Annotated in this window: 20 protein-coding genes and 1 pseudogene; 11 read left to right on the top strand and 10 right to left on the bottom strand. The window is 74.2% G+C overall.

The annotated features are described in order from the left end of the window. Window positions 1–20 precede the first annotated feature (20 nt). A complete protein-coding gene (locus ACVHNB_RS25760; protein ID WP_456228949.1) occupies window positions 21–761 on the bottom strand; it encodes an ABC transporter permease in 741 nt (246 codons plus the stop codon). Continuing rightward, complete coding sequence (locus ACVHNB_RS25765) at window positions 758–1,681, bottom strand: ABC transporter ATP-binding protein (protein ID WP_456226015.1); 924 nt, start codon at window positions 1,679–1,681, stop codon at window positions 758–760. Before ACVHNB_RS25765 ends, ACVHNB_RS25760 begins: the two co-directional genes overlap by 4 nt. A gap of 108 nt (window positions 1,682–1,789) precedes the next feature. Between ACVHNB_RS25765 and ACVHNB_RS25770 the strand changes: the two genes are divergently transcribed. The 3 genes from ACVHNB_RS25770 (at window position 1,790) to ACVHNB_RS25780 (ending at window position 4,961) form a co-directional block, all read left to right on the top strand. Next, entirely contained in the window at window positions 1,790–3,007 is a 1,218-nt protein-coding gene (locus ACVHNB_RS25770) for a sensor histidine kinase (protein ID WP_456226016.1), read from the top strand. Window positions 3,008–3,021: 14 nt separating this feature from the next. Then, window positions 3,022–3,672: a response regulator transcription factor gene (locus ACVHNB_RS25775; RefSeq protein ID WP_428956313.1), complete on the top strand. Its 651-nt coding sequence runs from the start codon at window positions 3,022–3,024 to the stop codon at window positions 3,670–3,672. A 131-nt stretch (window positions 3,673–3,803) separates the two neighbouring features. After that, window positions 3,804–4,961, top strand: coding sequence for an ROK family transcriptional regulator (locus tag ACVHNB_RS25780; protein WP_428956312.1), 1,158 nt, complete (start codon window positions 3,804–3,806; stop codon window positions 4,959–4,961). 66 nt (window positions 4,962–5,027) lie between these two features. Here the strand turns inward: ACVHNB_RS25780 and ACVHNB_RS25785 are convergent, their stop codons facing one another. Further along, window positions 5,028–5,789 carry a GntR family transcriptional regulator gene (locus ACVHNB_RS25785; RefSeq protein ID WP_428956311.1) on the bottom strand — a complete coding sequence of 254 codons (762 nt, stop codon included), beginning with the start codon at window positions 5,787–5,789 and terminating at the stop codon, window positions 5,028–5,030. A 278-nt stretch (window positions 5,790–6,067) separates the two neighbouring features. Next, on the bottom strand, window positions 6,068–6,949 hold the full coding sequence (gene sigJ, locus ACVHNB_RS25790; protein ID WP_428956310.1) for an RNA polymerase sigma factor SigJ: 882 nt from the start codon (window positions 6,947–6,949) through the stop codon (window positions 6,068–6,070). 219 nt (window positions 6,950–7,168) lie between these two features. Between sigJ and ACVHNB_RS25795 the strand changes: the two genes are divergently transcribed. Further along, on the top strand, window positions 7,169–7,999 hold the full coding sequence (locus ACVHNB_RS25795) for an alpha/beta fold hydrolase (RefSeq protein ID WP_456226017.1): 831 nt from the start codon (window positions 7,169–7,171) through the stop codon (window positions 7,997–7,999). Between the two features lie 84 nt (window positions 8,000–8,083). On the opposite strand, the pseudogene ACVHNB_RS25800 reads toward ACVHNB_RS25795, so the two are convergent. Beyond that, window positions 8,084–8,929, bottom strand: a pseudogene (locus tag ACVHNB_RS25800) (DMT family transporter); the annotation flags it as partial. Window positions 8,930–8,968: 39 nt separating this feature from the next. On the opposite strand from ACVHNB_RS25800, the gene pdxR reads away from it, so the two are divergent. Beyond that, window positions 8,969–10,417: a MocR-like pyridoxine biosynthesis transcription factor PdxR gene (pdxR, locus tag ACVHNB_RS25805; protein WP_428956308.1), complete on the top strand. Its 1,449-nt coding sequence runs from the start codon at window positions 8,969–8,971 to the stop codon at window positions 10,415–10,417. On the opposite strand, the gene ACVHNB_RS25810 is transcribed toward pdxR, so the two are convergent. Further along, window positions 10,375–10,791: a VOC family protein gene (locus ACVHNB_RS25810; protein WP_428956307.1), complete on the bottom strand. Its 417-nt coding sequence runs from the start codon at window positions 10,789–10,791 to the stop codon at window positions 10,375–10,377. The two genes, pdxR and ACVHNB_RS25810, sit on opposite strands and share 43 nt — an antisense overlap. A gap of 272 nt (window positions 10,792–11,063) precedes the next feature. Here ACVHNB_RS25810 and ACVHNB_RS25815 point away from each other — a divergent pair, with 272 nt between their 5' ends. Continuing rightward, the gene (locus ACVHNB_RS25815; RefSeq protein WP_456226018.1) at window positions 11,064–12,647 is read left to right on the top strand and encodes an alkaline phosphatase D family protein; all 1,584 of its coding nucleotides are present in this window, start codon (window positions 11,064–11,066) and stop codon (window positions 12,645–12,647) included. Window positions 12,648–12,767: 120 nt separating this feature from the next. Further along, window positions 12,768–14,156 (top strand): GNAT family N-acetyltransferase, encoded by a 1,389-nt coding sequence (locus ACVHNB_RS25820; protein ID WP_456226019.1) that lies wholly within the window; start codon window positions 12,768–12,770, stop codon window positions 14,154–14,156. Here the strand turns inward: ACVHNB_RS25820 and ACVHNB_RS25825 are convergent. Further along, window positions 14,089–15,339 carry a trans-sulfuration enzyme family protein gene (locus tag ACVHNB_RS25825; protein ID WP_428956304.1) on the bottom strand — a complete coding sequence of 417 codons (1,251 nt, stop codon included), beginning with the start codon at window positions 15,337–15,339 and terminating at the stop codon, window positions 14,089–14,091. The two genes, ACVHNB_RS25820 and ACVHNB_RS25825, sit on opposite strands and share 68 nt — an antisense overlap. A 60-nt stretch (window positions 15,340–15,399) precedes the next feature. Here ACVHNB_RS25825 and ACVHNB_RS25830 point away from each other — a divergent pair, with 60 nt between their 5' ends. The 3 genes from ACVHNB_RS25830 (at window position 15,400) to ACVHNB_RS25840 (ending at window position 18,469) form a co-directional block, all read left to right on the top strand. Further along, window positions 15,400–15,888, top strand: a complete 489-nt coding sequence (locus ACVHNB_RS25830) for an Lrp/AsnC family transcriptional regulator (protein ID WP_428956303.1) — start codon at window positions 15,400–15,402, stop codon at window positions 15,886–15,888. A gap of 19 nt (window positions 15,889–15,907) precedes the next feature. Then, the gene (locus ACVHNB_RS25835) at window positions 15,908–17,599 is read left to right on the top strand and encodes a DUF885 domain-containing protein (RefSeq protein WP_428956302.1); all 1,692 of its coding nucleotides are present in this window, start codon (window positions 15,908–15,910) and stop codon (window positions 17,597–17,599) included. A gap of 75 nt (window positions 17,600–17,674) precedes the next feature. Then, window positions 17,675–18,469 (top strand): ATP-grasp domain-containing protein, encoded by a 795-nt coding sequence (locus ACVHNB_RS25840; RefSeq protein WP_456226020.1) that lies wholly within the window; start codon window positions 17,675–17,677, stop codon window positions 18,467–18,469. Window positions 18,470–18,486: 17 nt separating this feature from the next. Here ACVHNB_RS25840 and ACVHNB_RS25845 read toward each other — a convergent pair whose 3' ends face one another. After that, on the bottom strand, window positions 18,487–18,981 hold the full coding sequence (locus ACVHNB_RS25845; RefSeq protein WP_428956299.1) for a rhodanese-like domain-containing protein: 495 nt from the start codon (window positions 18,979–18,981) through the stop codon (window positions 18,487–18,489). A 151-nt stretch (window positions 18,982–19,132) separates the two neighbouring features. Here ACVHNB_RS25845 and ACVHNB_RS25850 point away from each other — a divergent pair, with 151 nt between their 5' ends. Then, the gene (locus ACVHNB_RS25850) at window positions 19,133–19,600 is read left to right on the top strand and encodes an Lrp/AsnC family transcriptional regulator (protein WP_428956298.1); all 468 of its coding nucleotides are present in this window, start codon (window positions 19,133–19,135) and stop codon (window positions 19,598–19,600) included. A gap of 92 nt (window positions 19,601–19,692) precedes the next feature. Here the strand turns inward: ACVHNB_RS25850 and ACVHNB_RS25855 are convergent, their stop codons facing one another. After that, on the bottom strand, window positions 19,693–22,806 hold the full coding sequence (locus ACVHNB_RS25855; RefSeq protein ID WP_456226021.1) for an AAA family ATPase: 3,114 nt from the start codon (window positions 22,804–22,806) through the stop codon (window positions 19,693–19,695). Beyond that, window positions 22,803–23,966, bottom strand: coding sequence for an exonuclease SbcCD subunit D (locus tag ACVHNB_RS25860; RefSeq protein WP_428956296.1), 1,164 nt, complete (start codon window positions 23,964–23,966; stop codon window positions 22,803–22,805). Before ACVHNB_RS25860 ends, ACVHNB_RS25855 begins: the two co-directional genes overlap by 4 nt. Window positions 23,967–24,104 lie beyond the last annotated feature (138 nt).

Genomic DNA, 24,104 nt, shown 5'->3' on the forward strand with positions numbered 1-24,104 from the left:
GACAACGGGCCGACCGACCGTCAGGCGTCCCTGCGGCGCACCGTCCACCAGCCGGCGAGGACAGCGGCCGCGGACCACAGCGCGGCCACGGCGAGTCCGGTCCAGGGGCCGAGAGCGCCCACGGGGTCCTGGCGCAGGACCTGTTGGCCGGCGTGGTCGGGCAGGAAGTCGGCGGCCGATCCCGCGACGTCGCCGACGACGAACGACACGATCAGCAGGAACGGCACGAGAATGCTCAACACGACGACGGCGCTGCGCAGTACGGCCGTGAGTCCCGCCGCGAGCAGTGCCATCAGCGCGAGGTACAGACCGCCGCCGGCGCAGGCCCGCAGCGCGCCCGGGTCGTCGAGGCCGAGCGCGTCGGTCCCGAGGAACGCCTGCCCGGCGAGGAACGCCGTGAAGGACGTGGCGGTGCCCGTGACCAGCGCGCTGCCGCCCACGACCGCCATCTTCGCGCCGTAGAAGAGGGTGCGGTCGGGGACGGCGGCGAGCGACAACCGCAGCGCGCCGTTGAGGTACTCGCCGGAGACGGCGGTGGCGCCGAAGGCGAGGGCCGCGATCTGGCCGAAGTTGAGGGCGTAGAAGGCGCCGAAGAGCGGGTCGTCCCCGTTGTCGGCCTCGGCGCGGCCGACGGTGGCGAACACGAGAGCCGTGATCGCGACGGTGGCCACGAACACGGCGAGGAGCGAGCCGAGGCTGCCGCGCAGCGATCTGATCTTGATCCACTCGGAGTGCAGTACGGCGGTGGTGGACACGGTCAGGCCTCCTGGAGGGGCGTGGCGGCGAACTCGGCGTCCGCGGCGGTGAGGGCGAGGTAGGCCTCTTCCAACGAACCCTGTTCATCGGCGAGTTCGAGCACGGGGATGCCGTCGGCCGCGGCCAGGGCACCCACGTCGGCGGCGGTGGCACCGGTGACGGTGAGGCGGCCGTCGTCCGTGGGTGCGACCGGGTGGCCCGCGCGCGCGAGCGCGGCGCGCAGCCGGTCGGGTTCGGTGGTGCGCACGCGGACCCGGCGGGTGCTGTGGGTGGCGATGAAGTCGGGCATCGAGGTGTCGGCGAGCAGCCGCCCGCGGCCGAGGACGACGAGGTGGTCGGCGAAGGTCGCGGTCTCGTTCATGAGGTGGCTGGAGACCAGGACGGTGCGTCCCGCGCGTGCGAGGCCGCGCATCAACTCCCTGATCCAGACGATGCCTTCGGGGTCGAGCCCGTTGGACGGCTCGTCGAGGAGGACCACGGCGGGGTCGCCGAGCAGCGCCGCAGCGATGCCGAGGCGCTGACGCATCCCGAGCGAGAACGTCTTCACGCGGCGGCCGGCCACCGCAGCGATCCCGGCCTGTTCGAGCACGTCGTCGACGCGCCGCGCGGGGATGCGGTTGGCGGCGGCGAGCACCCGGAGGTGGTCGCGCGCGGTGCGGGCGCCGTGGGCGGCCTGCGGGTCGAGCAACGCGCCCACCAGGCGCAGTGGTTCGTCGTACGACGCGTAGGGGCGGCCACCGATGAGCACCTGCCCGGAGGTGGGGTGGTCGAGGCCGAGGGCGAGGCGCATGGTGGTGGACTTGCCGGCGCCGTTCGGGCCGAGGAATCCGGTGACGCGGCCGGGCTCGACCCGGAAGGTCAGCCGGTCCACGGCGCGCGTCGTGCCGTACTCCTTGGTGAGGTCCTGGACGTCGATGCTGGTCATGACATCAGCCTGGCCTGTGGGCGGGGCTTCGGTCCTCCCCCGCCGGTGGGCTCCCTCTCCCCCACGCGGGGGAGCCGTCGACGCCGGAGCGGCTGGCACGATGGCCGCATGCCACGCCTCCTGAGACCGCTGCTCCGCGCGGTGACCTACACCCGCTGGCTGCACCTGCTGTGCGCCTCGGTGTTCGCCTTCGTGTGCGGTGCGATCTATCCGGGGCTGTCGTCCCCCACGGTGGGGAACTGGGCGCTCGTCTATGCCGTTCCGGTGCCGGTGCTCGTGCTGGTGGGCCTGGTGCCGGCGGTCCGGCGCGCGGAGGGGCTGCAGGCGCGGCTCATGCTGTTTCCCGGCGGGCACGCGCGCGTGGCGGGCGACGGCGCGGAGCGCGGCATCTCGGTCGCCCCGTCGGCGTCGTGGCGGGACCGGGGCAGGACGGCCATGTGGCTGGTGCTGCGTCTGTTCCTGGGCCTCTCGGTGGCACTCGCGACGAGCCAGCTGATGGCGATCGTGCTGGAGTCGGTGGGCGCCGCGACGGGGCAGCCGGCGGGCACGGTGTCGCCGCTGCCGCTGCCCGACCGGGGCTGGTGGTGCGCGCTGCTCGTCCCGGTCGTGCTGCTCGCCCTGTTGTACGTGGTGGAGGGCTCGGGACGGCTGATGGCGCGGGCCGCCCTCATGCTGCTCGGCCCCTCCGCGGCCGAGCGGCTCGCGACGCTGGAGGAGCGCACCGAGCAGTTGCTGGAGCGCAATCGCATCGCGCGGGAGCTGCACGACTCCATCGGGCACGCGCTGACGGTCGCGGTGGTGCAGGCGGGCGCGGCGCGGGCGGCGGGCGATCCGGCGTTCACGGACCGCGCGCTGGACGCCATCGAGGAGACCGGCCGGGCCGCTCTGGAGGACCTGGAGCGGGTCCTGGTGGTGCTGCGGGAGGCGGAGCAGCCGGTGGGCGCCCGGCCCACGCTCCAGGACGCGGACCGGCTGCTCGACTCGGCGCGGGCCTCGGGCGCGAAGGTCGACGTGACGGTGTGCGGCCCGCTGGAGACGGTGCCGGGGCCGGTCTCGCGGGAGGGCTACCGGATCCTTCAGGAGGCGCTCACGAACGTCCTGCGGCACTGCGGCACCGTCCCGGTCCGGGTCGCGCTCACCGTGGCCGGCGGGCGGCTGACCCTGGACGTGCGCAACGACCTGCCCGCGGGAGCGGGCTCCGGAACCGGCGGCACGGGGAGCGGGCTGCGCGGGATGCGGGAGCGGGCCGCGCTGCTGGGCGGGCGGGCACGCACCGGACCGGTCGGGGAGGAATGGCAGGTGCACGTCGACCTGCCGGTGGGGTGACCTAGGCTGGCCGCGTGCCGCTCACCGTGCTTCTCGTCGACGACGAACCCCTGGTCCGCGCCGGTCTGCGCGCCGTGCTGGAGGCCCAGCCGGACATCGAGGTGGTGGGTGAGGCGGCCGACGGCGCGGCGGTGATCCCGCTGGTGCGTGAACTGCGGCCCGATGTCGTCGCGATGGACGTACGGATGCCGCTGCTCGACGGGATCGAGGCCACGCGCGCGGTGCTGCGCGCCGTGGACCGGCCGCCGAAGATCCTCGTCATCACGACCTTCGAGAACGACGAGTACGTGTACGGGGCGCTGCGCGCGGGCGCCGACGGGTTTCTGCTGAAGCGGGCGCGGCCCGCCGAGATCGTGCACGCGGTGCGGCTCGTCGCGGCCGGTGAGTCCCTCCTCTTTCCGGCGGCGGTGCGGAAACTGGCGGCCTCGTACGGCAACGCGTCGGCCCGGGCCGCGATGGAGCGGGCCGCGCTGACCGAGCGCGAGGCGGCGGTGCTGCGGCTGATGGCGCGGGGCCGCTCGAACGCGGAGATCGCCGCGGATCTCGTGGTCGGCACCGAGACGGTCAAGTCGCATGTCAGCGCCGTGCTCGCCAAGCTCGGGGCCCGCGATCGGACCCAGGCGGTGATCGCCGCGTACGAATCCGGTTTCGTCGCGCCGGCCTGAGGTCCGTTCCGTCCGTTTCGGTGATCGCCCGGGTGAGCAGTCGAGTCCACAGAAGTGCACCCGACTCTCGCCGGTGCGGTCCCTGACGAGTACCATCCGGCGAACACGCACAACTGCTGGGAGGACGGACGTTGGGGCAGCTGACCGGCGGGGATCCCTCTCTGCTCAGGCGGATCAATTCCGCAGTGGTGCTGCATGCGCTGCGCTCCACGGATTTCGCGACGCTCACCGAGATCACCCGGGTGACGGGCCTGTCACGGCCGACCGTCGAGGGCGTCGTCGAAGGGCTCATCGAGGCCGGCCTGGTCGTGGAGACCGCTGTCGCGGAGCCGGGCGCGCGGCGCCAGGGACGGCCCGCACGGAAGTTCCGCTTCCGGGCCGAGGCGGGGCATCTGCTGGGCCTGGAGATCGGGCCGCACCGGGTCGCCGCGGTGCTCTCGGCGCTCGACGGCAGGATCCTCGGCTCGGCGTCGAAGTCCGTCGACGAGACCGCGCCCGCGGAGGAGCGCATCGAGCGACTGCGCGGGACCGTCGCGGATCTGCTGCGGCGCGCGGGGGTGGCGCGCAGTTCGCTGCGCGCGGTCGGTGTGGGCAGCCCGGGCATCGTGGAGGCCGACGGCACGGTACGCCTCGGCACGGCACTGCCGGGGTGGACCGGACTGCCGCTGGGCGAGCGGCTGCGGCGCTCCTTCAAGTGCCCGGTGATCGTGGAGAACGACGCCAACACCGCGGCCGTCGCCGAGCACTGGAAGGGCGCCGGCGTCGAATCGGACGACATGGTGTTCGTGATGGCGGGGCTCAGCCCCGGGGCCGGTTCGCTGATCGGCGGGCGGCTGCACCGCGGGTACGGGGGCGCGGCCGGGGAGATCGGGGCGTTGCACCTGCTGGGCCGTGAGGTGCGCCCGGAGACGCTGCTGTCGACGACCGACGAGCCGCTGCATCCGCTGGACGAGCAGGCCGTGGCGAAGGTGTTCGCACTGGCCCGGGAGGGCGACGAGCGGGCCGGCGCCGCGATGGAGCGGTTCATTCAGCGGCTCGTGCACGATGTCGCCGCGCTGGTGCTGGCCGTGGACCCGGAGCTCGTCGTGGTCGGCGGCTGGGCCGCCGGACTCGACGGCGTCCTCGATCCGCTGCGGCGCGAACTGGAGCGGTACTGCCTGCGGCCGCCGCGCGTGGCCCTGTCGTTGCTGGGCGAGGCGGCGGTGGCCACCGGGGCCCTGCGGCTCGCCCTGGATCACGTGGAGGAGCAGCTCTTCGCCACGGAGGGGACGGTCACGGCCCGCCGGTGACGGGGGCGCCTTGCACGGCGCCCCGGTCCGCGGTCTGCCGACCGCGCCAGACGTCCCTGCGAAGGGTCAGGACGCGCGCGTCTGCGGGGTGTGGTGGATCTCCACGCCGGTCGTGTCGCCGAAGGTGAGACGGCAGGTGTCCGCCCGGTACGTCGCCAGGGACACGGCGGCCGTGACGCCCTCGCTGAAGTAGCGGGTCGTGACGACGAGGACCGGGGCGCCCGGGAGGCGGTCCAGTTCCTTCGCGTCGTCGGCGCGGGCCGAGCCCAGCTCGACCGCGCGGTCCTGGCCGTCGAGGCCGAAGCGGTGCAGCTCGCGCAGGACGGCACGCGCGCGTGCGGCGCCGGAGGGCGCGTCTATGGCGGTCAGGTCGGGCACCGAGGCCGACGGCACGTAGAGCAGCTCGGCCGCGACCGACTGCCCGTGCGAGACGCGCGTACGGCGCAGCACGTGCACGGTCTCGCCCGGAGCGGTCTCCAGCATGGCGGCGACGGCGGCCGGCGGCACGTCCGGGGCGCAGTCGACGGCCTGCCACGCGTCCCCGCTGGCGCCCGGCCAGTCCTGGTCGGTGGCGGCGACGGCGACACCCATCCGAGGCGGCGCGACGGTGGTGCCGACGCCGCGGCGGCGCTGCAGCCGGCCTTCGAGTTCGAGCTGTTCGAGCGCCTGGCGGAGCGTGGCCCGGGCGACGCCGAAGCGGGCCGCGAGGTCTCGCTCGTTCGGCAGGATCTCCCCGACGGTGAACTCGGAGTCGAGCGCCTCACTGAGCACGGTCTTCAGGTGCCAGTACTTCGGCTCCGGTGCCGCTTCCAACTGCGTGGTCCCCACCCTGTCCTCCGCAACAGCCGTGCCCCGGCGGCTTTTTAGCGCCCTTGTTTATTAAAGGTTCCTGCACTATCTCTGCGAGAGTAGGGCCGCCCCGGGGCTTGGTCAAGACCAATCCTCGATCGGTTACCGCCCGCACAGGGGCCCTGCCGCAGAGCATTCATGGAGGGCAGCAATCCGTTCATCCGGCGTTCGCACGGCACTCGACGGCACACGGAAGGGCCCGCCCACCGCGGTCGTGCGGGAGCGGGCCCAACTTCCGGTGATTCGTGCGGGGATGCCTACAGAAGCGACTGGAGCTTGTCCGGGTTGCGCACGATATAGACGTACTGAATCCTGCCTGCGGAGATGCCGAGTTGGATGACGGAGTCGGCCTTGCCCTCGGAGAGGACCAGGAGCCCGGGGCCGCCGTTGATCTCCACGGCACGGAACTCGAGTCCCACGGCACCCCCTTGCCGCACGGCGCCCGTGACGAGGCGGCCCACCTTGTCGGCGGTCTCGATGACGCGCACGGGCGCCTTGGACTTGCCGCCGCTGTCGCCGACGAGGCGCGCGTCCGGGGCGAGCAGGGCCATGAGGCCGTCGAGGTCGCCCTCGGTCGCGGCGGCGAGGAACCGCTCGGTGAGATCGCGCTGCTGCGCCGGGTCGACGTCGAAGCGGGGGCGCTTCTCCTCGACGTGTTTGCGCGCCCGGGCGGCCAGTTGGCGCACGGCGGGCTCACCGCGCTCCAGTGTCGCCGCGATCTCGCCGAAGGGCAGGCCGAACGCCTCGCGCAGCACGAAGACGGCGCGCTCCAGCGGCGAGAGCGACTCCAGGACGACGAGGACGGCGAGCGACACGGAGTCCGCGAGCACGGCGCGTTCGGCGGTGTCGGGGACGGTGGGACCGAAGTCGGTGACGAGCGGTTCGGGCAGCCACGGACCGACGTAGGACTCGCGCCGGGCCTGGGCCTGACGCAGTCGGTCGACGGCGAGGCGGGTGGTGATGCGCACCAGGTAGGCGCGCGGTTCGCGCACCTCGTCCCGGTCGGCCCGGGACCAGCGCAGCCACGCGTCCTGGACCACGTCCTCGGCGTCGGCCACACGGCCCAGCATGCGGTAGGCCACGCCCATCAGGACGGGGCGATGCTCTTCGAAGACGTCGCTCGCGAAATCGGTGGCCACGCCCTCCATCCCAGCCGACCGAACAGCGTCTGTCCAGGCGGCACCGGCACCTCCGCCCGGAGAACGGGCGGGCGGGCCCCGAAGGCGGCCTCACCCGGCCGGTGCGCACGGTCAGGGGTTTCGCTCCCCCTCTTGAACTGGACGCTACTCAGCGGTAATTGTTGCTGACAAGGAGTCTAAGGAACCGTCGAGGCGTGGCGGGGACAGGGAGCGAGCGACATGACGGATCAGGCGTCCTTCACCATCGACAGCCCCGGCGGACCGCGCCGGGTGGCGGTCGCGTACGAGCGCACGGGCGCCGGAGAACCCCTTCTCCTGCTGCACGGGATCGGCCATCACTGGCAGGCCTGGCAGCCGGTGCTGCAGATCCTGGCGGCGGAGCGCGACGTGATCGCCGTGGATCTCCCGGGGTTCGGGACGTCTCCCGCGCTGCCGGAGGGCCTGGCCTACGACCTGTCGAGCGTGGTGCCGGTCCTGGACGCGTTCTGCCGTGAGCTCGGGATCGACCGGCCGCACGTCGCGGGCAACTCCCTGGGCGGGCTGCTCGCCCTGGAGCTGGGCCGCGAGAAGCTCGTACGGTCCGTCACCGCGCTGTCCCCGGCCGGTTTCTGGACCGAGGCCGAGCGCCGCTACGCCTTCGGAACGCTGCTCGCGATGCGGCAGGGCGCGCGGGCGATGCCGCTGCCCCTGGTCGAGCGGCTGTCCCGGTCGGCGGCGGGGCGGGCCGCGCTCACGGGGACCATCTACGCGCGCCCCGGGCGCCGTTCACCCGAGGCGGTGGTCGCCGAGACGCTGGCGCTGCGTGACGCGACCGGGTTCCGCGAGACGCTGGAGGCGGGCCGGAGCGTGCTCTTCCGCGACGACGTCCCCGAGATCCCCGTCACCATCGCCTGGGGCTCGCGCGACCGTCTCCTCGTCCGCCGTCAGGGCGTCCGCGCCAAGCGGGTCGTCCCCGGCGCGCGCCTGGTCCGGCTGCCCGGCTGCGGTCATGTGCCGATGAACGACGACCCGGCGCTCGTGGCCCGCGTCATCCTCGACACCAGCAGCTGACCGGCGGCTGAACACGCCCGAGCCCAGGGCGACCCCGGCGCCCACGAGCGCGCTGCCGATCGCCTGGGCGAGGCCGTACGTCCCCGAGCCGACCAGCGGCGCGGTGCATGCGGCCGCGACCGGGATGAGCCCGGAGAACAGCGTCGCGCGCTCCGCGCCGATCCGCTGCATGCCCATGTACCAGCACAAGAAGCCGATCACGGTGACGATCACGGCCTGCCACACCAGGGCGGCCGTCTCCGCGGCGTCGGGCATCCGCAGCCAGGAGGCGCCGTCGGCGAGGAGCCCCACGAGGGCCGCTTCCAGTGCGGCGATCCCGCAGACGACGCAGGACAGGAGCCGGGGGCCGAGCGGCGCCAGCACCGGCACGGCGAGCACGGCGAAGCCGACCTCACCGGCGAGGGCGCACACGGAGAAGGCGATGCCGGCGGCGTCCGTACGCCCCCACCCCTGGACGGTGAACGCGCCGGCCGCCACGAGCAACGCACCGTGGAGCACGATCCGTTGCGGCCGGCGCCCGGACAGCGCGGGCACCAGGACGGCGACGACCACGGGCGCGCATCCTACGAAGACACCCGGTACCGCCGGTTCCGCGGTCCGTTCCGCGGCGAGGATCGCGAGGTTGAAGGCGACCATGCCGACGGCCGCGAGCAGCGCGAGCCGGGCCCACCGACGCGCTCCCAGACGGCGCAGCGGGGCCGCGCCGCCGCGGCCGGCCAACGGCAGGAGAAGCAGGCAGGCGGTCCCGTAGCGCAGGAACTGGCCGCCCGCGTACGGGTAGTGGCCGAGGACGCTGTTGGCGGTGAAGGAGCCGCCCACCAGGACGCAGGCGAGAGCGGCGAGCAGGGAGCCCCGCAGGGATGAGGCGTTCATGCTGTCGACGCTAGGAGCGCCGGTGGTCCGGTTCGGGGTCCACCGAGGGGCCGTCATCGGGGACCAATCGAGAGCGTCGCATTAAGGTCCCTGCGTATGACGTCGCAGCCCGGTCCCCCCTCCGCCGCCTGGGAGTTGCTGCTGCCCGCGGCAGCGGCGCCGGCACGCGCGCGTGGTCGTTCGCTCCAGGCGGCGCTGCGGGCGGCGGTGCGCTCCGGGCGGCTCGCGCCGGGGACGCGGATGCCGTCGAGCCGGGATCTGGCCCGCGACCTCGGGGTGTCGCGCGGCCTGATCACCGAGGCGTACGAGCAGTTGACCGCCGAGGGCTATCTGCGCAGCGGGCGCGGCGCCGGGACCTGGGTGGGCGAGGCGGTGCGGGCCGCCGCTCCGGGTGCGCGGGACCTGGCCCCGCGCCCCTCCCCCGGTGTCCTGGCCGACTTCGTGGCGGGCAGCCCGGACCTGTCGCTGTTCCCGCGGGCCGCGTGGGCGGCGGCGCAGCGCGGCGTGCTCGCCGAACTGCCGCACCGGACGCTGGGATATCCCGATCCGCGCGGTCTGCCCCGGCTGCGTACGGCCCTCGCCGAACTGCTCGCCCGGCGCCGCGGGGTGGTGACGGACCCGGAGCGGATCGTCGTCTGTTCCGGGGTGACGCAGGCGGTGACGCTTCTGGCGATCGTGCTCCACGCGCGCGGACAGCGCGGCATCGGCGTGGAGAGCCCCGGCAGTCCGCAGTACGAGGACCTGTTCGCGACGGCGGGGCCGCGGGCGGTGCGGCTGCCCGTGGACGACGAGGGCCTCGTGATGGAGGCGCTGCGCGGCTCAGGAGTGCGCGCCGTGGTCACGACTCCCTCGCACCACTTCCCGTCGGGCATCGCGTACGCGGCCGCGCGCAGGGCTCACCTCCTCGACTGGGCACGGGAGGTGGGCGGGCTCGTGGTGGAGGACGACTACGACGGGGACTTCCGCTACGACCGCGCTCCGGTGGGCGCCCTGCAAGGCCTCGACCCGGAACACGTCGCCTATACGGGCTCGGTGAGCAAGTCGCTGGCGCCGGGGCTCCGGCTGGGCTGGCTGGTCGTGCCGGACGCGCTGGCCGAGGAGGTGGTGGCGCGCAAGCGGTACATGGATCTCGGCAACCCGGCGCTCGACCAGGCGGTGCTGGCCCGCTTCATCGAGCGCGGGGACCACGACCGGCACCTGCGGCGCTGCCAACGCGCCTACAAGGAGCGGCGGGACGCCCTGGTGGCCGCCCTGGACGCATACCTGCCCGGCACCGAGGTCTCCGGGATCGCGGCGGGCCTGCACGCCATCGCCACCCTGCCCGCACGCTGCGGCCCGCAGGACGCCCTGCTGGCACGGCTGGCGGCGTCCGGGGTGGCGGTGCGCCCGCTCAGCCACTATGGGGGCGCCCCGGCGGGCGGCAGGGTGCCCCTGGTGCTCGGGTACGCGCATCTGACGCCCGCCCGTATCACCGAGGGCGTCCGTCTCCTGGCGGGCGCCGCTCAGGAGTTGGACCACGCGCGCGTGCACAGCACGAGGCGGTAGCCGTCGGGGTCCTCGACGGTGACGCCCCACTCGTTCCAGTACGGGTTGGGCGAGATGACGCGCTTGCCGCCGTGCTCCTCGAGGCGGGTCACGAGGTCCTCCGGGACAGGTCCGTCGACGTAGACGACGAGGAGGTCCTCCTCGGTGGGGCGGGGCGTCACGGGCGCCGCCCGTTCGTGGACGAGTTCGAGATGCCAGGAGGCGTCGGGCCGGCCGAGCATGAGCAGGTCGTGCTCGCCGGGGGTGGGACCGCCCTCGGCGCGGTACAGGACGCTCAGTCCGAGGCCGTGTCTCCAGAACTCCTCGGCGGCGGCGAGGTCGGCGGACGGGCGGGCGATGCGGATGTGGGCGGTGGCGAGCGGCTCCGCGGTCACGGGACGTCCCTTCGTCGGCAGGCCTCGACCCTATGGGCGTGGCGATCACCCGGGCATCGGGCGGCGGACCGGTGGGCGCCGGTCCCGGGTCCTAGGACTGGAGGTGCCCGGGAGGTGCCGTTCGTTCCGCGCGCCCGGTTCCCATGGCGGCGGGGGCGGTTGTTCACTTGGGGTTCGTGTGCACGCCGTGGCGGGACAGTAGGTGTGGCTCCGCGGCGTCGTGCGCAGTCCATGACACCGCACCGTCGTCGGAACCGTCACTGGAGGCGCTCATGACCCACCGTCCGCCCAGTCCCCTGCCCGGCCGCCGTGGAGTGCTGCGGGGTTCGCTCGCCGCGTCGGCGGCGCTCGCGCTGCCCTCGGTCGGCGGCGCGGTGGCTCCCGCGTTCGCCCTGTCGGGGCGTCCGGAGGCGGGCTGGGGTGTGCAGGCCGGCGATGTGAGCGCGCACTCGGGCCTGGTGTGGGTGCGCTCGGACCGCCCGGCGCGGATGATCGTCGAGACCTCGGCCACCGAGTCGTTCAAGCGGGTGACCAGATGGCGGGGACCGCTGGTCGGCCCCGACACGGACTTCACGGGGACGACGCGGCTGCGCGGGCTGCCGCCCGGCGAGCAGATCCACTACCGGGTGCTGCTCGCCGACCCCGACGACCCGCGCCGTACCGGTGCGCCGGTCGCGGGCACCTTCCGCACCGCGCCCGCGGGGCGGCGCGGCGGGGTGCGGTTCCTGTGGTCCGGGGACATCGCGGGGCAGGGCTGGGGCATCAACCCGGACCGCGGCGGCTACCGGGTCTACGAGGACATGCGGGCCCTGAACCCGGACTTCTTTCTGTGCAGCGGCGACAACATCTACGCGGACGGGCCGATCCTGCCCAGCGTGACGCTGCCCGACGGGCGGGTGTGGCGCAATGTGACGACCGAGGAGAAGTCCAAGGTCGCCGAGACCCTCGCGGAGTTCCGCGGCGCGTTCCGCTACAACCTGCTCGACGAGAACGTGCGCCGTTTCAACGCGCAGGTCCCCACCCTCACGCAGTGGGACGACCACGAGGTGCACAACAACTGGTACCCGGGACAGATCCTGGACGACGCGCGCTACACCGAGAAGAGCACGGACGTGCTGTCGGCCCGGTCGCTGCGGGCGTTCAGCGAGTACTTCCCCGTCTCGACGCTGGCGCCCGGCGAGGCGGACGGGCGGGTGTACCGGGTCCTGCGGCACGGTCCGCTGCTCGACGTGTTCGTGCTCGACATGCGTACGTACCGCAACGCGAACTCGCCGAACCGGCAGGCCGACGACGCGACCGGCATTCTCGGCGCCGAGCAACTCGCTTGGCTGAAGCGTGAGTTGTCGCGGTCGCGGGCGACGTGGAAGGTGATCGCCTCCGACATGCCGCTGGGGCTCGTGGTGGCGGACGGGGCGGTGAACTTCGAGGCGGTGGCGCAGGGCGACCCGGGCGCGCCGCTCGGTCGGGAGCTGCAGATCGCCGAGCTGCTGCGGCACATCAAGCACCGGCGGATCACCGGCACGCTGTGGCTGACCGCCGACGTGCACTACACCTCCGCGCAGCACTACGAGCCGTCGGGCGCCGCGTTCCAGGACTTCGAGCCGTTCTGGGAGTTCGTCTCGGGCCCGCTGGCCGCCGGCGGGTTCCCGGCGGTGAAGCTCGACGGGACGTTCGGCCCGCGGCAGGTGTTCGTCAAGGCGCCGACGCGGGCCAACACCTCGCCCGCGGAGACCCCGCCGTACTTCGGCGAGGTGGACATCGACGGCGACAGCGGGGAACTGACGGTGCGGCTGCGACAGGAGGGTGGCGACGTGCTGTTCTCCCGGACCCTGCAGCCGGGCCGCGTCGGACAGTGACCGAGACCCTTCTCAGGCAAATACCGAATAAAACGGGCATAGGCACTCTTAACCCGTCGGTCACAAACCGTTCGTGATCACGCAACACCGTTCCTTCACAGTGGATGCATGAGTCAAGACATGTCTGATGTGACACGAGTGAAGCACGGTCGTCCGGTCCACCACTGGCGCAGGGATCTGGTGGAACTCGCCGCCCTGTTCACGGCGGTGGCGGTGGCGGACGCCGTGGCGAACATGATCGGGCACGGTCCCGACGGGCCCGGGCTCCTGGTGGTCTCGGCGGTGGTGCTGCTCGCCACGGCGGGGTTCCACGTGTGGTGGTCACGACGCCCGGGGCACGCACCGCCGTCGCCTGATACCGGCGCCCGGCCGTCCGCCTCCGACGAGGACGAGGCGGCGGCCGGGCGACAGGCCGGGGCGGCACCGCTCGACCCGGCGCAGAGCGTGCTGTGGCGGATGCGCACGACGGTCCGGGACGAGCCGGGTTCGCTCGCCGTGCTGTGCACCGCCCTCGCCAGGCGACGCGTGGACATCCTGAGCCTGCAGACGCACCCGCTGGCCGACGGCACCGTGGACGAGTTCCTGCTGCGCGCCCCGCACGACCTGCCCGCCGCCGAGCTGACCCGCGCCGTGGCCGGCGCCGGCGGATCCGGCACCTGGATCGAGCGGGCCGACGCCCACGACCTGGTGGACGCCCCCACCCGGATCCTGGGACTGGCCACGCGCACCGCTCTGGACGCGGCCGAACTGCCGCTGGCCCTGCGCCAGTTGCTGGGCCGGTGCACCATCAGGTCGCTGCCCGCCGCGGCGGCGGCACCGGTCGAGGGCGGCTTCGACGAGACCGCGATGCGGCTGCGCACCCCGGAGGGCGGGGTGATCACCGTGGAGCGGCCGTATCTGCCGTTCACCCCGACCGAGTTCGCGCGGGCCCGCGCCCTCGTGGAGCTCGACGCGCGCCTCGGCCCGCGCGTGCCGCGCGGTGAGCACGTGCTCACGCTGCCCGAGGGCAACGACATCACGGTGCGGCGCGCGGACGTCGCGGACCTCGCGGCGTCGAAGGAGATGCACGAGCGGTGCTCGCAGCGGACGCTGAGCATGCGCTACCACGGCCCCGTCGGCGACGCGGACCGCTATCTCAACCACCTGCTCAGCCCTCGCTTCGGCCGCACCCTCGCCGCGCAGACCGCCTCGGGCCGGATCGTCGCGCTCGGCCATCTGCTGTGGGACGGCGACGAGACCGAGATCGCGCTGCTCGTGGAGGACGACTGGCAGCGCCGGGGCATCGGCGCCGAACTGCTCGGCCGCCTCGTCGGGCTGGCGATCGAGGCGGGCTGCGAGAGCGTGTACGCGGTCACCCAGGCGTCCAACACGGGCATGGTCGCGGCGATGCGCGGCCTCGATCTGCCGCTCGACTACCAGATCGAGGAGGGCACGCTGGTGATCACCGCGCGGCTCGGCGCGACACCGGTGGCGTCCCGTCCGCCGTACGAGCAGGCCGAACAGCACTGACCACGTCGCGCCCGTGGCCCTCCCCGTCTCCGAGGGCCCGGTCGAGATCGGCCCACAGGTCCTCGACGTCCTCCAGGCCGACCGACAGGCGCAGCAGCCGGTCGCCGACGCCCGCCGCCCTGCGGTCGTCGGCGGCCACGACCCGGTGGCTGATCGAGGCCGGGTGCTGGATGAGCGAGTCGACGCTGCCGAGGCTGACCGCCGGGGTGACGAGCCGGACCCCGGCGGTCACCGCGTGCGGGTCACCGGCGACCTCGAAGGCCACCATGGCGCCGCCGATCCGCGGATAGTGGACGCGGGTCACGCGCGGGTCGCCGGCCAGGCGCCGGGCGAGTTCCGCCGCGGTCGCCGAGGCGGCGCGCACCCGTACCGGCAGCGTGGACAGGCCGCGCAGCAGGAGATATCCGGCGAGCGGATGCAGCACGCCGCCCGTCGCGAACCGCACCTTGCGCAGTTCCCGGGCGAGCGGCTCGTCGCACGCCACGACCCCGCCGAGCACGTCCCCGTGCCCGCCCAGGTACTTGGTGGCGCTGTGCAGCACCAGCCGCGCCCCGCTCTCGACGGGCCGTTGCAGTACCGGCGTGGCGAAGGTGTTGTCGACGAGCAGCGGTACGGAGCCGCAGGCATGGGCGACGGCGCGCAGGTCGACCTCGGCGAGGGTCGGGTTGGCCGGCGACTCCACCATGACGAGTCCCGTGTCGGGCCGGATCGCGTCGGCGATGCCCGCCGGGTCGACCCAGGTGACCTCCGAGCCGAGCGCACCCGCCGTCAGCAGGTGGTCGCTGCATCCGTAGAGCGGGCGGACCGCGACGACATGGCGCAGGCCCGCTCCGAGGCGTACGAGAAGTGTCGCGGTCAGCGCCGCCATGCCGCTCGCGAACGCGACCGCCGCATCGGTGCCTTCGAGGCGGGCGAGGGCCGTCTCGAAGCGGGCGACGGTCGGGTTGCCGAGCCGGCCGTAGACCGGCGGTCCGTCGTCGAGGACGCCGTCGGCGGCGAACGCGTCGATGCGGGCGGCCTCGGCGCGGCTGTCGGCGGACGGATAGGTGGTGGACAGGTCGATCGGCGGGGCGTGCAGGCCGAGGGCGGCGAGATCGTCGCGGCCGGCGTGCACGGCTTCGGTGGCGAGGGCCCGGGGGCGGGAAGGGGTCCGGGGGTACGTCACGTCCTCGTGGGTGTCCATGCGCCCAAGGCTGAACACCGGGCGGAGTGGAGGGGGCAACTCCCGTGCTACGTTCGGCGGATGGCCGACTCCGTCGTACTCGATCCGGTTGATCTGGAGATACTGCGGCTGCTGCAGAACGATGCCCGCACCACCTACCGCGACCTGGCCGCGCAGGTCGGTGTCGCCCCGTCGACGTGTCTGGACCGGGTGAGCCGGCTGCGCCGCTGCGGGGTCATCCTCGGGCATGTGCTGCGGCTCGACCCGGCGCGGCTGGGCCGCGGGCTGCAGGCGCTGCTGTCCGTCCAGGTGCGCCCGCACCGCAGGGAGCTGGTCGGCCCGTTCGTGGAGCGGATCAGGGCGCTGCCCGAGGCCCGCACGGTGTTCCATCTCACCGGGCCCGACGACTACTTGGTGCAGGTCGCCGTGCGCGACATGGCGGATCTGCAGCGCCTCGTCCTCGACGAGTTCACGTCGCGGCGCGAGGTGGCGCGCGTCGAGACCCGGCTCATCTTCCAGCAGTGGGAGTGCGGTCCGCTGCTGCCACCCGATGGTGACGCGGCCCCCTGACTCGTACGAGGATGTCCGCATGCCAGACACGTCGCACACCCAGCACCAGCTGCCCCGCCAGGTCGCCGACGCCTATGTCGACGCCCTCGTCGCCCTCGATCCCGTCAAGGGAACGTATCTCGGCGACCGCGCGTCCCACAGCAAGCTGCCCGATCTCTCGCCCGCGGGCCTCGACGCGCTGGCCGAGCTGGCCCGCGGGACGCTCGCGCGGCTCGACGAGGCGGAGCGCGCGCCGGGTGCCGACAGCGCGGTCGAGCGGCGGTGCGGGCGGCTGCTGCGCGAGCGGCTGACGGCACAGCTCGCCGTGCACGACGCCGATGAGCCGCTGCGCGCCGTCGCCAACCTGGGTTCGCCGGTCCACCGCGTGCGCGACGTCTTCACGGTCACCCCCACCGACACCGACGAGGACTGGGCGGCGATCGAGGAGCGGCTGCGCGCGGTGCCCGTGGCGTTCGCGGGGTACCGCGAGACGCTGGAGCGTGGCCTGGAGCGGAAGCTGCACGGCGGCCCGCGCCCGACGGCGACGTTCATCGGGCAGCTCACGGAGTGGGCGGGTCAGGAGCGCGGCTGGTTCGAGCAGTTCACCGCCGACGGGCCCGCGGCGCTGCGCGGCGAGCTCACCGAGGCGGCGCGGACCGCCGACGCGGCGACGGTCGGCCTGCGCGACTGGATGCGCGACGTGTACGCGCCCGCGATCGAGGGCTCCCCCGACGTGGTGGGCCGTGAGCGGTACGCGCGCTGGTCGCGGTACTACACCGGCGCCGACCTCGACCTGGACGAGGCGTACGCGTACGGCTGGAGCGAGTTCCACCGGCTGCTCGCCGAGATGCGCGCCGAGGCGGAGAAGATCCTTCCGGGCGCCGGGACGCCGTGGGTGGCGCTGGCCCATCTCGACGAGCACGGGCGGCACATCGAGGGTGTCGACGAGGTGCGGCAGTGGCTGCAGAACGTCATGGACGAGGCCATCGAGGCGCTCGACGGCACCCACTTCGAACTCGCCGAGCGGGTGCGGAAGGTGGAGTCCTGCATCGCGCCGCCCGGCAGCGCCGCCGCGCCCTACTACACGTCTCCGTCGGTGGACTTCTCGCGGCCGGGGCGCACCTGGCTGCCCACCATGGGCGAGACCCGCTTCCCGGTCTACGACCTGCTGTCCACCTGGTACCACGAGGGCGTCCCCGGCCACCATCTGCAACTGGCCCAGTGGACGCACGTCGCCGAGGATCTCTCCCGGTACCAGGCGACGGTCGGCGGGGTCTCCGCCAACTCCGAGGGCTGGGCGCTGTATGCGGAGCGTCTGATGGACGAGCTGGGCTTCCTCACCGACGCGGAGACGCGGCTCGGCTACCTGGACGCGCAGATGATGCGTGCGGCGCGGGTCATCGTCGACATAGGGATGCACCTGGAGCTGGAGATCCCGGCGGACTCGCCGTTCCACCCGGGCGAGCGGTGGACCGCGGACCTGGCGCAGGAGTTCTTCGGGGCGCACAGCAGCCGTCCCGCGGACTTCGTGGAGAGCGAGCTGACCCGGTACCTGTCGGTCCCCGGCCAGGCCATCGGCTACAAGCTGGGCGAGCGGGCGTGGCTGCTCGGCCGGGCCAACGCGCAGGCGGCGCACGGCGACTCCTTCGACGCGAAGGCGTGGCACATGGCGGCGCTGTCCCAGGGATCGCTGGGCCTGGACGACCTGGTGGACGAGCTGTCCGCGCTGTAGGTCCCGGTGGACGGGCGGGGCTGACGGGGCGGAAATCCACTGGCCCCGCTGCCCCGCCCGGCCCATCCTCGCTTCATGAGTACGCCCCGCACGCTCTTCCTCTCGCCCCGTCTCACGGACACCGGCCGGGCGCTGGCGGGCGCCGCCCGACGGCGCGGGCTGCATGTCGAGACGCTGACGGCGTGGCGTACGCCGGACGTCTTGCGAGGCTGTCCGGGCGCGTCCCTGTACGCGGGGCCGCTCTTCGCGGACGCGGTCTCCCGCGAGCTGGGGCTCGGGCTGCTGGAGGCGGCCCCCGGCTGGCTGGCCGGGCTGCCGCGTGAACTCACCCGCAGGGACATCGAGTTGACGACCGTCGCCGCGGCCCGCGGGCTGCGGCGTCCGGCGTTCGTGAAGCCCCCGAACGACAAGAGCTTCCCGGCCCGCGTCTACCCGGACGGCAGTCGGCTGCCGGGCCCGGACGCGGTCGACGACACCACACCGGTGCTGGTCAGCGACATCGTGGCCTTCGACGTGGAGTACCGGTTGTTCCTGCTCGACGGGGAGGTGCGCACCGCGAGCCGGTACGCGCGGCGCGGCGCGCTCGCTGTGGTGCCGCTCGATGACGACCCGTTGCGCGGCGAGGTCCTGACGTTCGCGGCGCGACTGCCGGCCGCTCAGCTGCCGAGTGCGGTGGTCGTCGACGTGGGACGGCTGGCCCACGACGGCGGCTGGGCCGTCGTGGAGGCCAACGCGGCCTGGGCGAGCGGTCATTACGCCTGCGACCCGGACGCCGCCCTCGACGTGGTGCTGCGTGCGGCCTGTCCGGCGGGCTCTGTCGGCCGCCGGGACACCCGCTTCCTGCGCGCGTCGCCGCCCCGGGTCGGCTGACCGGCCCGGGGCCGGGTTCAGCAGCCGCAGTCGTCGGCGTCGACGGGCGCGGTCAGCGGGTCGGCGTCCTTGCGCGCGGGCCCCTCCCACGTCTCGTACGCGAAGCCCTCGCGCACCCAGTACTCGAACCCGCCGAGCATCTCCTTGACCTGGAAGCCGCGTTCGGCGAGGGCGAGGGCGGCCCGGGTCGCGCCGTTGCAGCCGGGGCCCCAGCAGTAGGTGACGACGGGCACGGCCTTGTCCAGGAGCTGCTCGGCCTGCTCCGCTATCAGCGCGGTCGGCAGGTGGACCGCGCCGGGGACGTGGCCCTGGTCCCAGGACGCGGTGGAGCGCGAGTCGAGGAGGACGAACCCGGGGTCGCCGTCCGCGGCCAGTGCCGCCGCCACGTCGGACACGTCGGCGTGGAAGGCGAGGCTCGCGCCGAAGTAGGCGGCAGCGGCGGCGGGCGAGGCGGGGGCGACCCGCAGGACCGGGTTGCCGGGGGTCGTGGCGGTCGTGGCGGTCGTGGTCATGCGGCGTCCTCCGTCGTTCGGTGCTCGTGGTGCGGGCGGTGCGGCGGCCCGTTCCCTGGCCAGAAATCTACGGGCAGTGATCGTCTTCCTGAAGGGTCGATCCCCGGCATCCCTCTTGATCCGCCGGGGAATCCCCTGCTATCTCTCGACCATGACCGCTGATTCCACCGCCGCGCCCGTCCATGTCCCTGACGCCACCGACTGGCGCATTCTGCAGGTGCTGCAGCGCGAGGGCCGCGCCAGTTACGCCGAGCTGGCGCGGGCCGTGTCCATGTCCGCGAGCGCCGTCACGGAGCGGGTGCGCCGGCTGGAGGAGGCCGGGGTCATCGCGGGGTACGCGGCGGTGGTGGTGCCGGAGCGGCTCGGCCTGCCGATCCTCGCGTTCGTACGGCTTCGCTACCCGAACGGGAACTACAAGCCCTTCCACGACCTGGTCGAGGTGACGCCGGAGATCCTGGAGGCGCACCACGTCACCGGCGACGACTGTTTCGTCATCAAGGTCGCGGCCCGCTCCATGAGTCATCTGGAGGAGGTCTCGGGCAAGATCGGCGCGCTGGGGTCCGTGACCACGAGCGTGGTGTACTCCTCGCCGCTGCCGCGCAGGGAGATCGGTCACTGAGCAGGGAGATCGCTCACTGACCGGACGTCAGGGCCGGTCCCCCGCCCGCCCCCTCGGCGGCCGGGGCCTGAAGCACGCGCCCGGCCCCGCCGTCACGACCCGTCGGCCCCGCGCCGCCGCACCACCGATCCCGCCCGCCCCTTCACGACCTCCAGCTGCGCGTGCACACGGCGGCGCAGGTCACCGACGTGGCTGACGATGCCGACGCTGCGGTCCCGCTCGCGCAGCGCGTCGAGGACGTCGAGGACCTCGTCGAGGGTCTGGTCGTCGAGGCTGCCGAACCCCTCGTCGATGAAGAGGGTGTCGAGGCGGACACCGCCCGCCTCGTCGGTGACGACGTCCGCGAGGCCCAGCGCGAGGGCGAGCGAGGCGAAGAAGGTCTCGCCGCCGGAGAGGGTCGCCGTGTCGCGCTCGCGGCCGGTCCAGGCATCGACGACGTGCAGTCCCAGGCCCGAACGGCCGCGCCCCGCAAGGGAGTCGGAGTGGACCAGCGTGTACCGGCCGGACGACATCCGGCTCAGCCGGGCGGTCGCCGCGGCCGCCACCTGTTCGAGGCGGGCGGCGAGGACGTACGACTCCAGGCGCATCTTGCGCTCGTTGTCGGCGGAGGTGCCGGCCGCGAGCGAGGCGAGCCGGGCGATCCGGTTGTACGTCGTGCGCAGCGGGCCGAGGCGGCGGGCCTCGGTGGCGGCGCGCCGGGAGAGCCGGTCCAGTTCGTCGCAGCGGCGGGCGGCGGCGTCCCGCGCGGAGTCCGCGGCGCGCACCCGCGCGTCGGCGGCGTCGGCCGCGGCGCGGGCGGCCACGACATCGGCCTCGGGCCTGCGGGCGGCCGCCGCGGCATCCTCCTCGGCGAGCGTCGCGCGCACCGCGGCCTGCTCCGACTGCCAGGCGTCCAGGCGGTGCTGGAGCTCCCGGTGCCCGGCGTCGTCGAGGAGGGCGGCGGCCGCGGCCCGCGGCGTGTCGAACCCGGCCCGGAACGCGGCGTCGGCGAGTCGTGCGTCCGCGTCCTTGAGCCGGGTCGCGGTGTCCTCGACGGCGCGGGCCGCGTCGGCCGCCTCGGTGAGCAGCTGTGCGTGCCGCTCCAGCTGGGCCGCGCGCGCCTCGACGCTCTCGGCGCTGCCGCGCGCCTGCCTCAACTCGCGCTCCAGTGCGCCCTGTTCACGCTCCAGCGCCTCCCTGAGGGAGGCGCGGGCGGCGGTCCGTGTGGCGGCTTCCTGGCGGGCCGTGAGCCGCCGGTCGTGCTCGCTCTCCGCCTGGGTGAGGCTCTCGCGCGCCGCGTGCACGGCGGACGCCGCGGCGCGGGCCTCGGCGTGTCGTGCCTCGAGATCCCGGACGGCCTCGGCGAGCCCGGCGGCCGCCTCGTCCCCGGCGGCGGCTTTCGCGGCGGCCAGTTCCTCCCGTACGGCGCCCAGGGCGCGCTCGGTGTCGGTGCGCCGCCCGTCGGCGCTGCGGTAGGCGGCGAGGGCGCTCTCCTCGGCGGCGCGGTCGACGTGGCCCGCGGACTTGCGCATCGGCGCGGGGTGTTCGGTGGCGCCGCACACGGTGCAGGGGGCGCCGTCGACGAGGCCCTCGGCGAGCTCGGCGGCGACATCGCGCAGCCGCTGCTCCTTCAGGCCGAGCCAGTGCTCGTGCGCGGCGGCCGCGTCCTCGCGGGCCCGCAGCACGGCGGCCTCGGCGTCCTCGGCCTGCGTCGCGAGCCGGTCCCGCTCCACCGCGGCGCGGGCCCGCTGCCGCGCGGGGTCCAGCTGTCCGGCGAGGTGCTCGGCGCGGGTGACCGCCTCCTGGGCGTCGTCGACCCCCATCTGGAGTGCGGCGCGGCGCGTGTCCCAGGCAGCGAGCCAGGTGCCGGCCTCGTCGAGGAGTTCGGTGTCGGCGCGCTCCTCCCGGTCGAGTCCGGCGCGCTCGTCCGCGAGCCCGGCGAGTCTGCGCTCGGCGCGGCGCGCCGAGGCGAGCCCGCCGAGCTCCTGGGCGACACGCCGTGCGGCCTCGACGAGGGCGGCGGGTCCCGCGTCGGCGAGCGGCTCCGGTACGACGGCGTGGTCGGGCTCTTCTTGAACGGCCCGGTCGTCCGGTTCCGGGAACAGGCCGTCCGGGGCATCCGCCTCGGCGACCAGCGGCCGGGCCGCCCGGAGAGCGCCACGGGCCCGGTCCTCGTCCCGCAGCGCCGCCCGGTGCTCGGCCTCCGCCGCCTCGCGCAGGGAGAGCGCGGGCGCGACCGTCTCCGCCTTGCGGCCCCGCTCCATCCGCTGTTCGAGCTCCCGGTGCTCCTCGGCGCGGTCCGCGAGCGCGGCCGCCCGCGCCCGGGCCTGGGCGAAGCGGCGCTGCAGGCGCTCCGTCTCGGTGACGTCGACCAGGTCGCGCTGTGCCGCCGCGCGCGCCGACTCGGCCGCGGCGAGGGCGAGATGGGTGTGCGTGTAGTGCTCGCGCGCGGTGGAGCGGGCGGTCGCGGCCCAGGCCAGGACGGCGTCCGCGAGGCCGGGGTCACCGGGGGCCGCGTCGACCGGCGGCAGTTCGACGAGGTCGCCCGCGGCCTGCTGCATGCGGTGCGCCTCGGCGAGCAACGCGGTGTCCCCGGTGGTCACTTGCTTCTCCGCGCCGCGCCGGTCCTCGGCGAGCCGCTGCTCGACGGCGGCGAAGCGGTGCGTGTCGAAGAGGCGGCCGAGGAGCTTGCCGCGCGCCTCCGCGTCGGCGCGCAGGAACCGGGCGAAATCCCCCTGCGGCAGCAGCACCACCTGGCAGAACTGGTCCTTGCTCATGCCGAGCAGCTGGGTGATCTCCTCGCCGATCTCCTGGTGGGAGCGGCTGAGGTCCTTCCACTGTCCCGCCACGGCGTCGTACTCGCGCAGCCAGCTCTGCGCCTTCTCCGTGGTCGTCCCGGTGCCGCGCTTCTTGGGGCGGGCGAACGGCGGCTGCCGGGTGAGCTCCAGGCGGCGGTCCGCGACGGTCAGGTCGAGGACGACCTCGGTGCGCACGCCCGGCTCGGCGTGATCGCTGCGCAGGTTCTGTCCCTGGCCGCTGCCGCTCTGCCGGGCGCCGGGCACGGATCCGTACAGGGCGAAGCAGACCGCGTCGAGGACGGAGGTCTTGCCGGCGCCGGTCGGCCCGTGCAGCAGGAAGAGGCCGGCGGACGACAGCGCGTCGAAGTCGATCTCCTGTGTCCCACCGAAGGGGCCGAACGCCGTGATGCGCAGGGTGTGCAGCCTCACCGGGCGACCTCGCGCACCACGTCGTCGGCGCGGACGGCGTCGAACGCGTCCCGCAGCACCGCCCGCTCGTCGTCGTCGGGCCCGGCGCCCCGGACATGGGTCACGAAGTCCTCCGCGATCTCGTGGTCGTCACGCCCCTTGAGGCGCTCGGCGTAGGTGGCGTCCGGCCGGGTGTCGGCGCGGCGCGGTTCGAAGAGCAGGCTGAGGGTGTGCGGGAAGCGGTCGGTCAGCCGGGCCATGGGGTCGTCGGGCCGGACCGCGTCGGTGAGGGTGGCCTCCACCCAGGACTCCTCGTGGACGGTGAGGTCCGGATCGGCGAGCAGGTCCGCCAGGTCCCCGCGGACACGGGCGAGCGCCCGGGGCACGGGGCAGTCGATCCGCTCGGCGGTGACGGCGCCCGCCTCGTCGAGGTCGACGAGCCACATGCTCTTGCGGTGGTCGGCCTCGGAGAAGGAGTACGGCAGCGGAGAGCCGGAGTAGCGGACGCGCTCGGAGATGACCTGGCTGCCGTGCAGATGCCCGAGCGCCACGTAGTCGACGCCGTCGAAGACACCGGCGGGGACGGCGGCGACACCGCCGACCGTGATGTCGCGCTCGCTGTCGCTCGGCGCGCCCCCGGTCACGAAGGCGTGCGCGAGGACCACGGAGCGGGTGCCGGCGGCGCGCCCGGCGAGGTCGGCGCGGATCCGCTCCATCGCGGCGGCGAGCACCTGCTCGTGGCCCGCCTTGGGGACGCCGAACTCGTCCTTCACGAGCGCGGGCTCCAGATACGGCAGTCCGTAGAAGGCCACGTCCCCGTGGGTGTCCGGCAGGACGACGGGGTCGGCGCAGCGGCTCGGCTGCGTACGGAGGTGGATGCCGGCGCGCCCGATGAGTCCGGCTCCGACACCGAGGCGGCGGGCCGAGTCGTGGTTCCCGGAGATCATCACCGTGGGTACGCCGAGCTCGGCGAGGCGGTGCAGCGCGTCGTCGTACAGCTCGACGGCCGCGAGCGGCGGGACCGCCCGGTCGTAGACGTCGCCCGACACGACCACCGCGTCCACGCCGCGCTCGCGCACGGTGGTGACGAGGTGGCCGATGAACGCGGCCTGGGCGTCGAGCATGCTCACGCGGTGGAACGCGCGGCCCAGATGCCAGTCGGACGTGTGCAGCAGCCTCATGACACACGAGGCTAACCGCTGGGTCGGACATCACGGCCGGAACGGCCGAACCGCCCGGACCGGCCGGACCTGGCACAACGCCCGCCTCGCGCGGACCAGGAACCCGCGTTCCGCATCGTGGACGCGGTTCCGGACGGG

The organism is Streptomyces sp. YJ-C3 (genome assembly GCF_053891275.1).

Bases quoted from the DNA above. Each gene is read 5' to 3' on its own strand.
- ACVHNB_RS25825 (WP_428956304.1), bottom strand. From the start codon at position 15,339: ATGGACACCCACGAGGACGTGACGTACCCCCGGACCCCTTCCCGCCCC.
- ACVHNB_RS25845 (WP_428956299.1), bottom strand. From the start codon at position 18,981: ATGACCACGACCGCCACGACCGCCACGACCCCCGGCAACCCGGTCCTG.
- ACVHNB_RS25830 (WP_428956303.1), top strand. From the start codon at position 15,400: ATGGCCGACTCCGTCGTACTCGATCCGGTTGATCTGGAGATACTGCGG.
- ACVHNB_RS25835 (WP_428956302.1), top strand. From the start codon at position 15,908: ATGCCAGACACGTCGCACACCCAGCACCAGCTGCCCCGCCAGGTCGCC.
- ACVHNB_RS25840 (WP_456226020.1), top strand. From the start codon at position 17,675: ATGAGTACGCCCCGCACGCTCTTCCTCTCGCCCCGTCTCACGGACACC.
- ACVHNB_RS25850 (WP_428956298.1), top strand. From the start codon at position 19,133: ATGACCGCTGATTCCACCGCCGCGCCCGTCCATGTCCCTGACGCCACC.
- ACVHNB_RS25820 (WP_456226019.1), top strand. From the start codon at position 12,768: ATGTCTGATGTGACACGAGTGAAGCACGGTCGTCCGGTCCACCACTGG.
- ACVHNB_RS25860 (WP_428956296.1), bottom strand. From the start codon at position 23,966: ATGAGGCTGCTGCACACGTCCGACTGGCATCTGGGCCGCGCGTTCCAC.
- ACVHNB_RS25815 (WP_456226018.1), top strand. From the start codon at position 11,064: ATGACCCACCGTCCGCCCAGTCCCCTGCCCGGCCGCCGTGGAGTGCTG.
- ACVHNB_RS25765 (WP_456226015.1), bottom strand. From the start codon at position 1,681: ATGACCAGCATCGACGTCCAGGACCTCACCAAGGAGTACGGCACGACG.
- pdxR (WP_428956308.1), top strand. From the start codon at position 8,969: ATGACGTCGCAGCCCGGTCCCCCCTCCGCCGCCTGGGAGTTGCTGCTG.
- ACVHNB_RS25795 (WP_456226017.1), top strand. From the start codon at position 7,169: ATGACGGATCAGGCGTCCTTCACCATCGACAGCCCCGGCGGACCGCGC.
- ACVHNB_RS25770 (WP_456226016.1), top strand. From the start codon at position 1,790: ATGCCACGCCTCCTGAGACCGCTGCTCCGCGCGGTGACCTACACCCGC.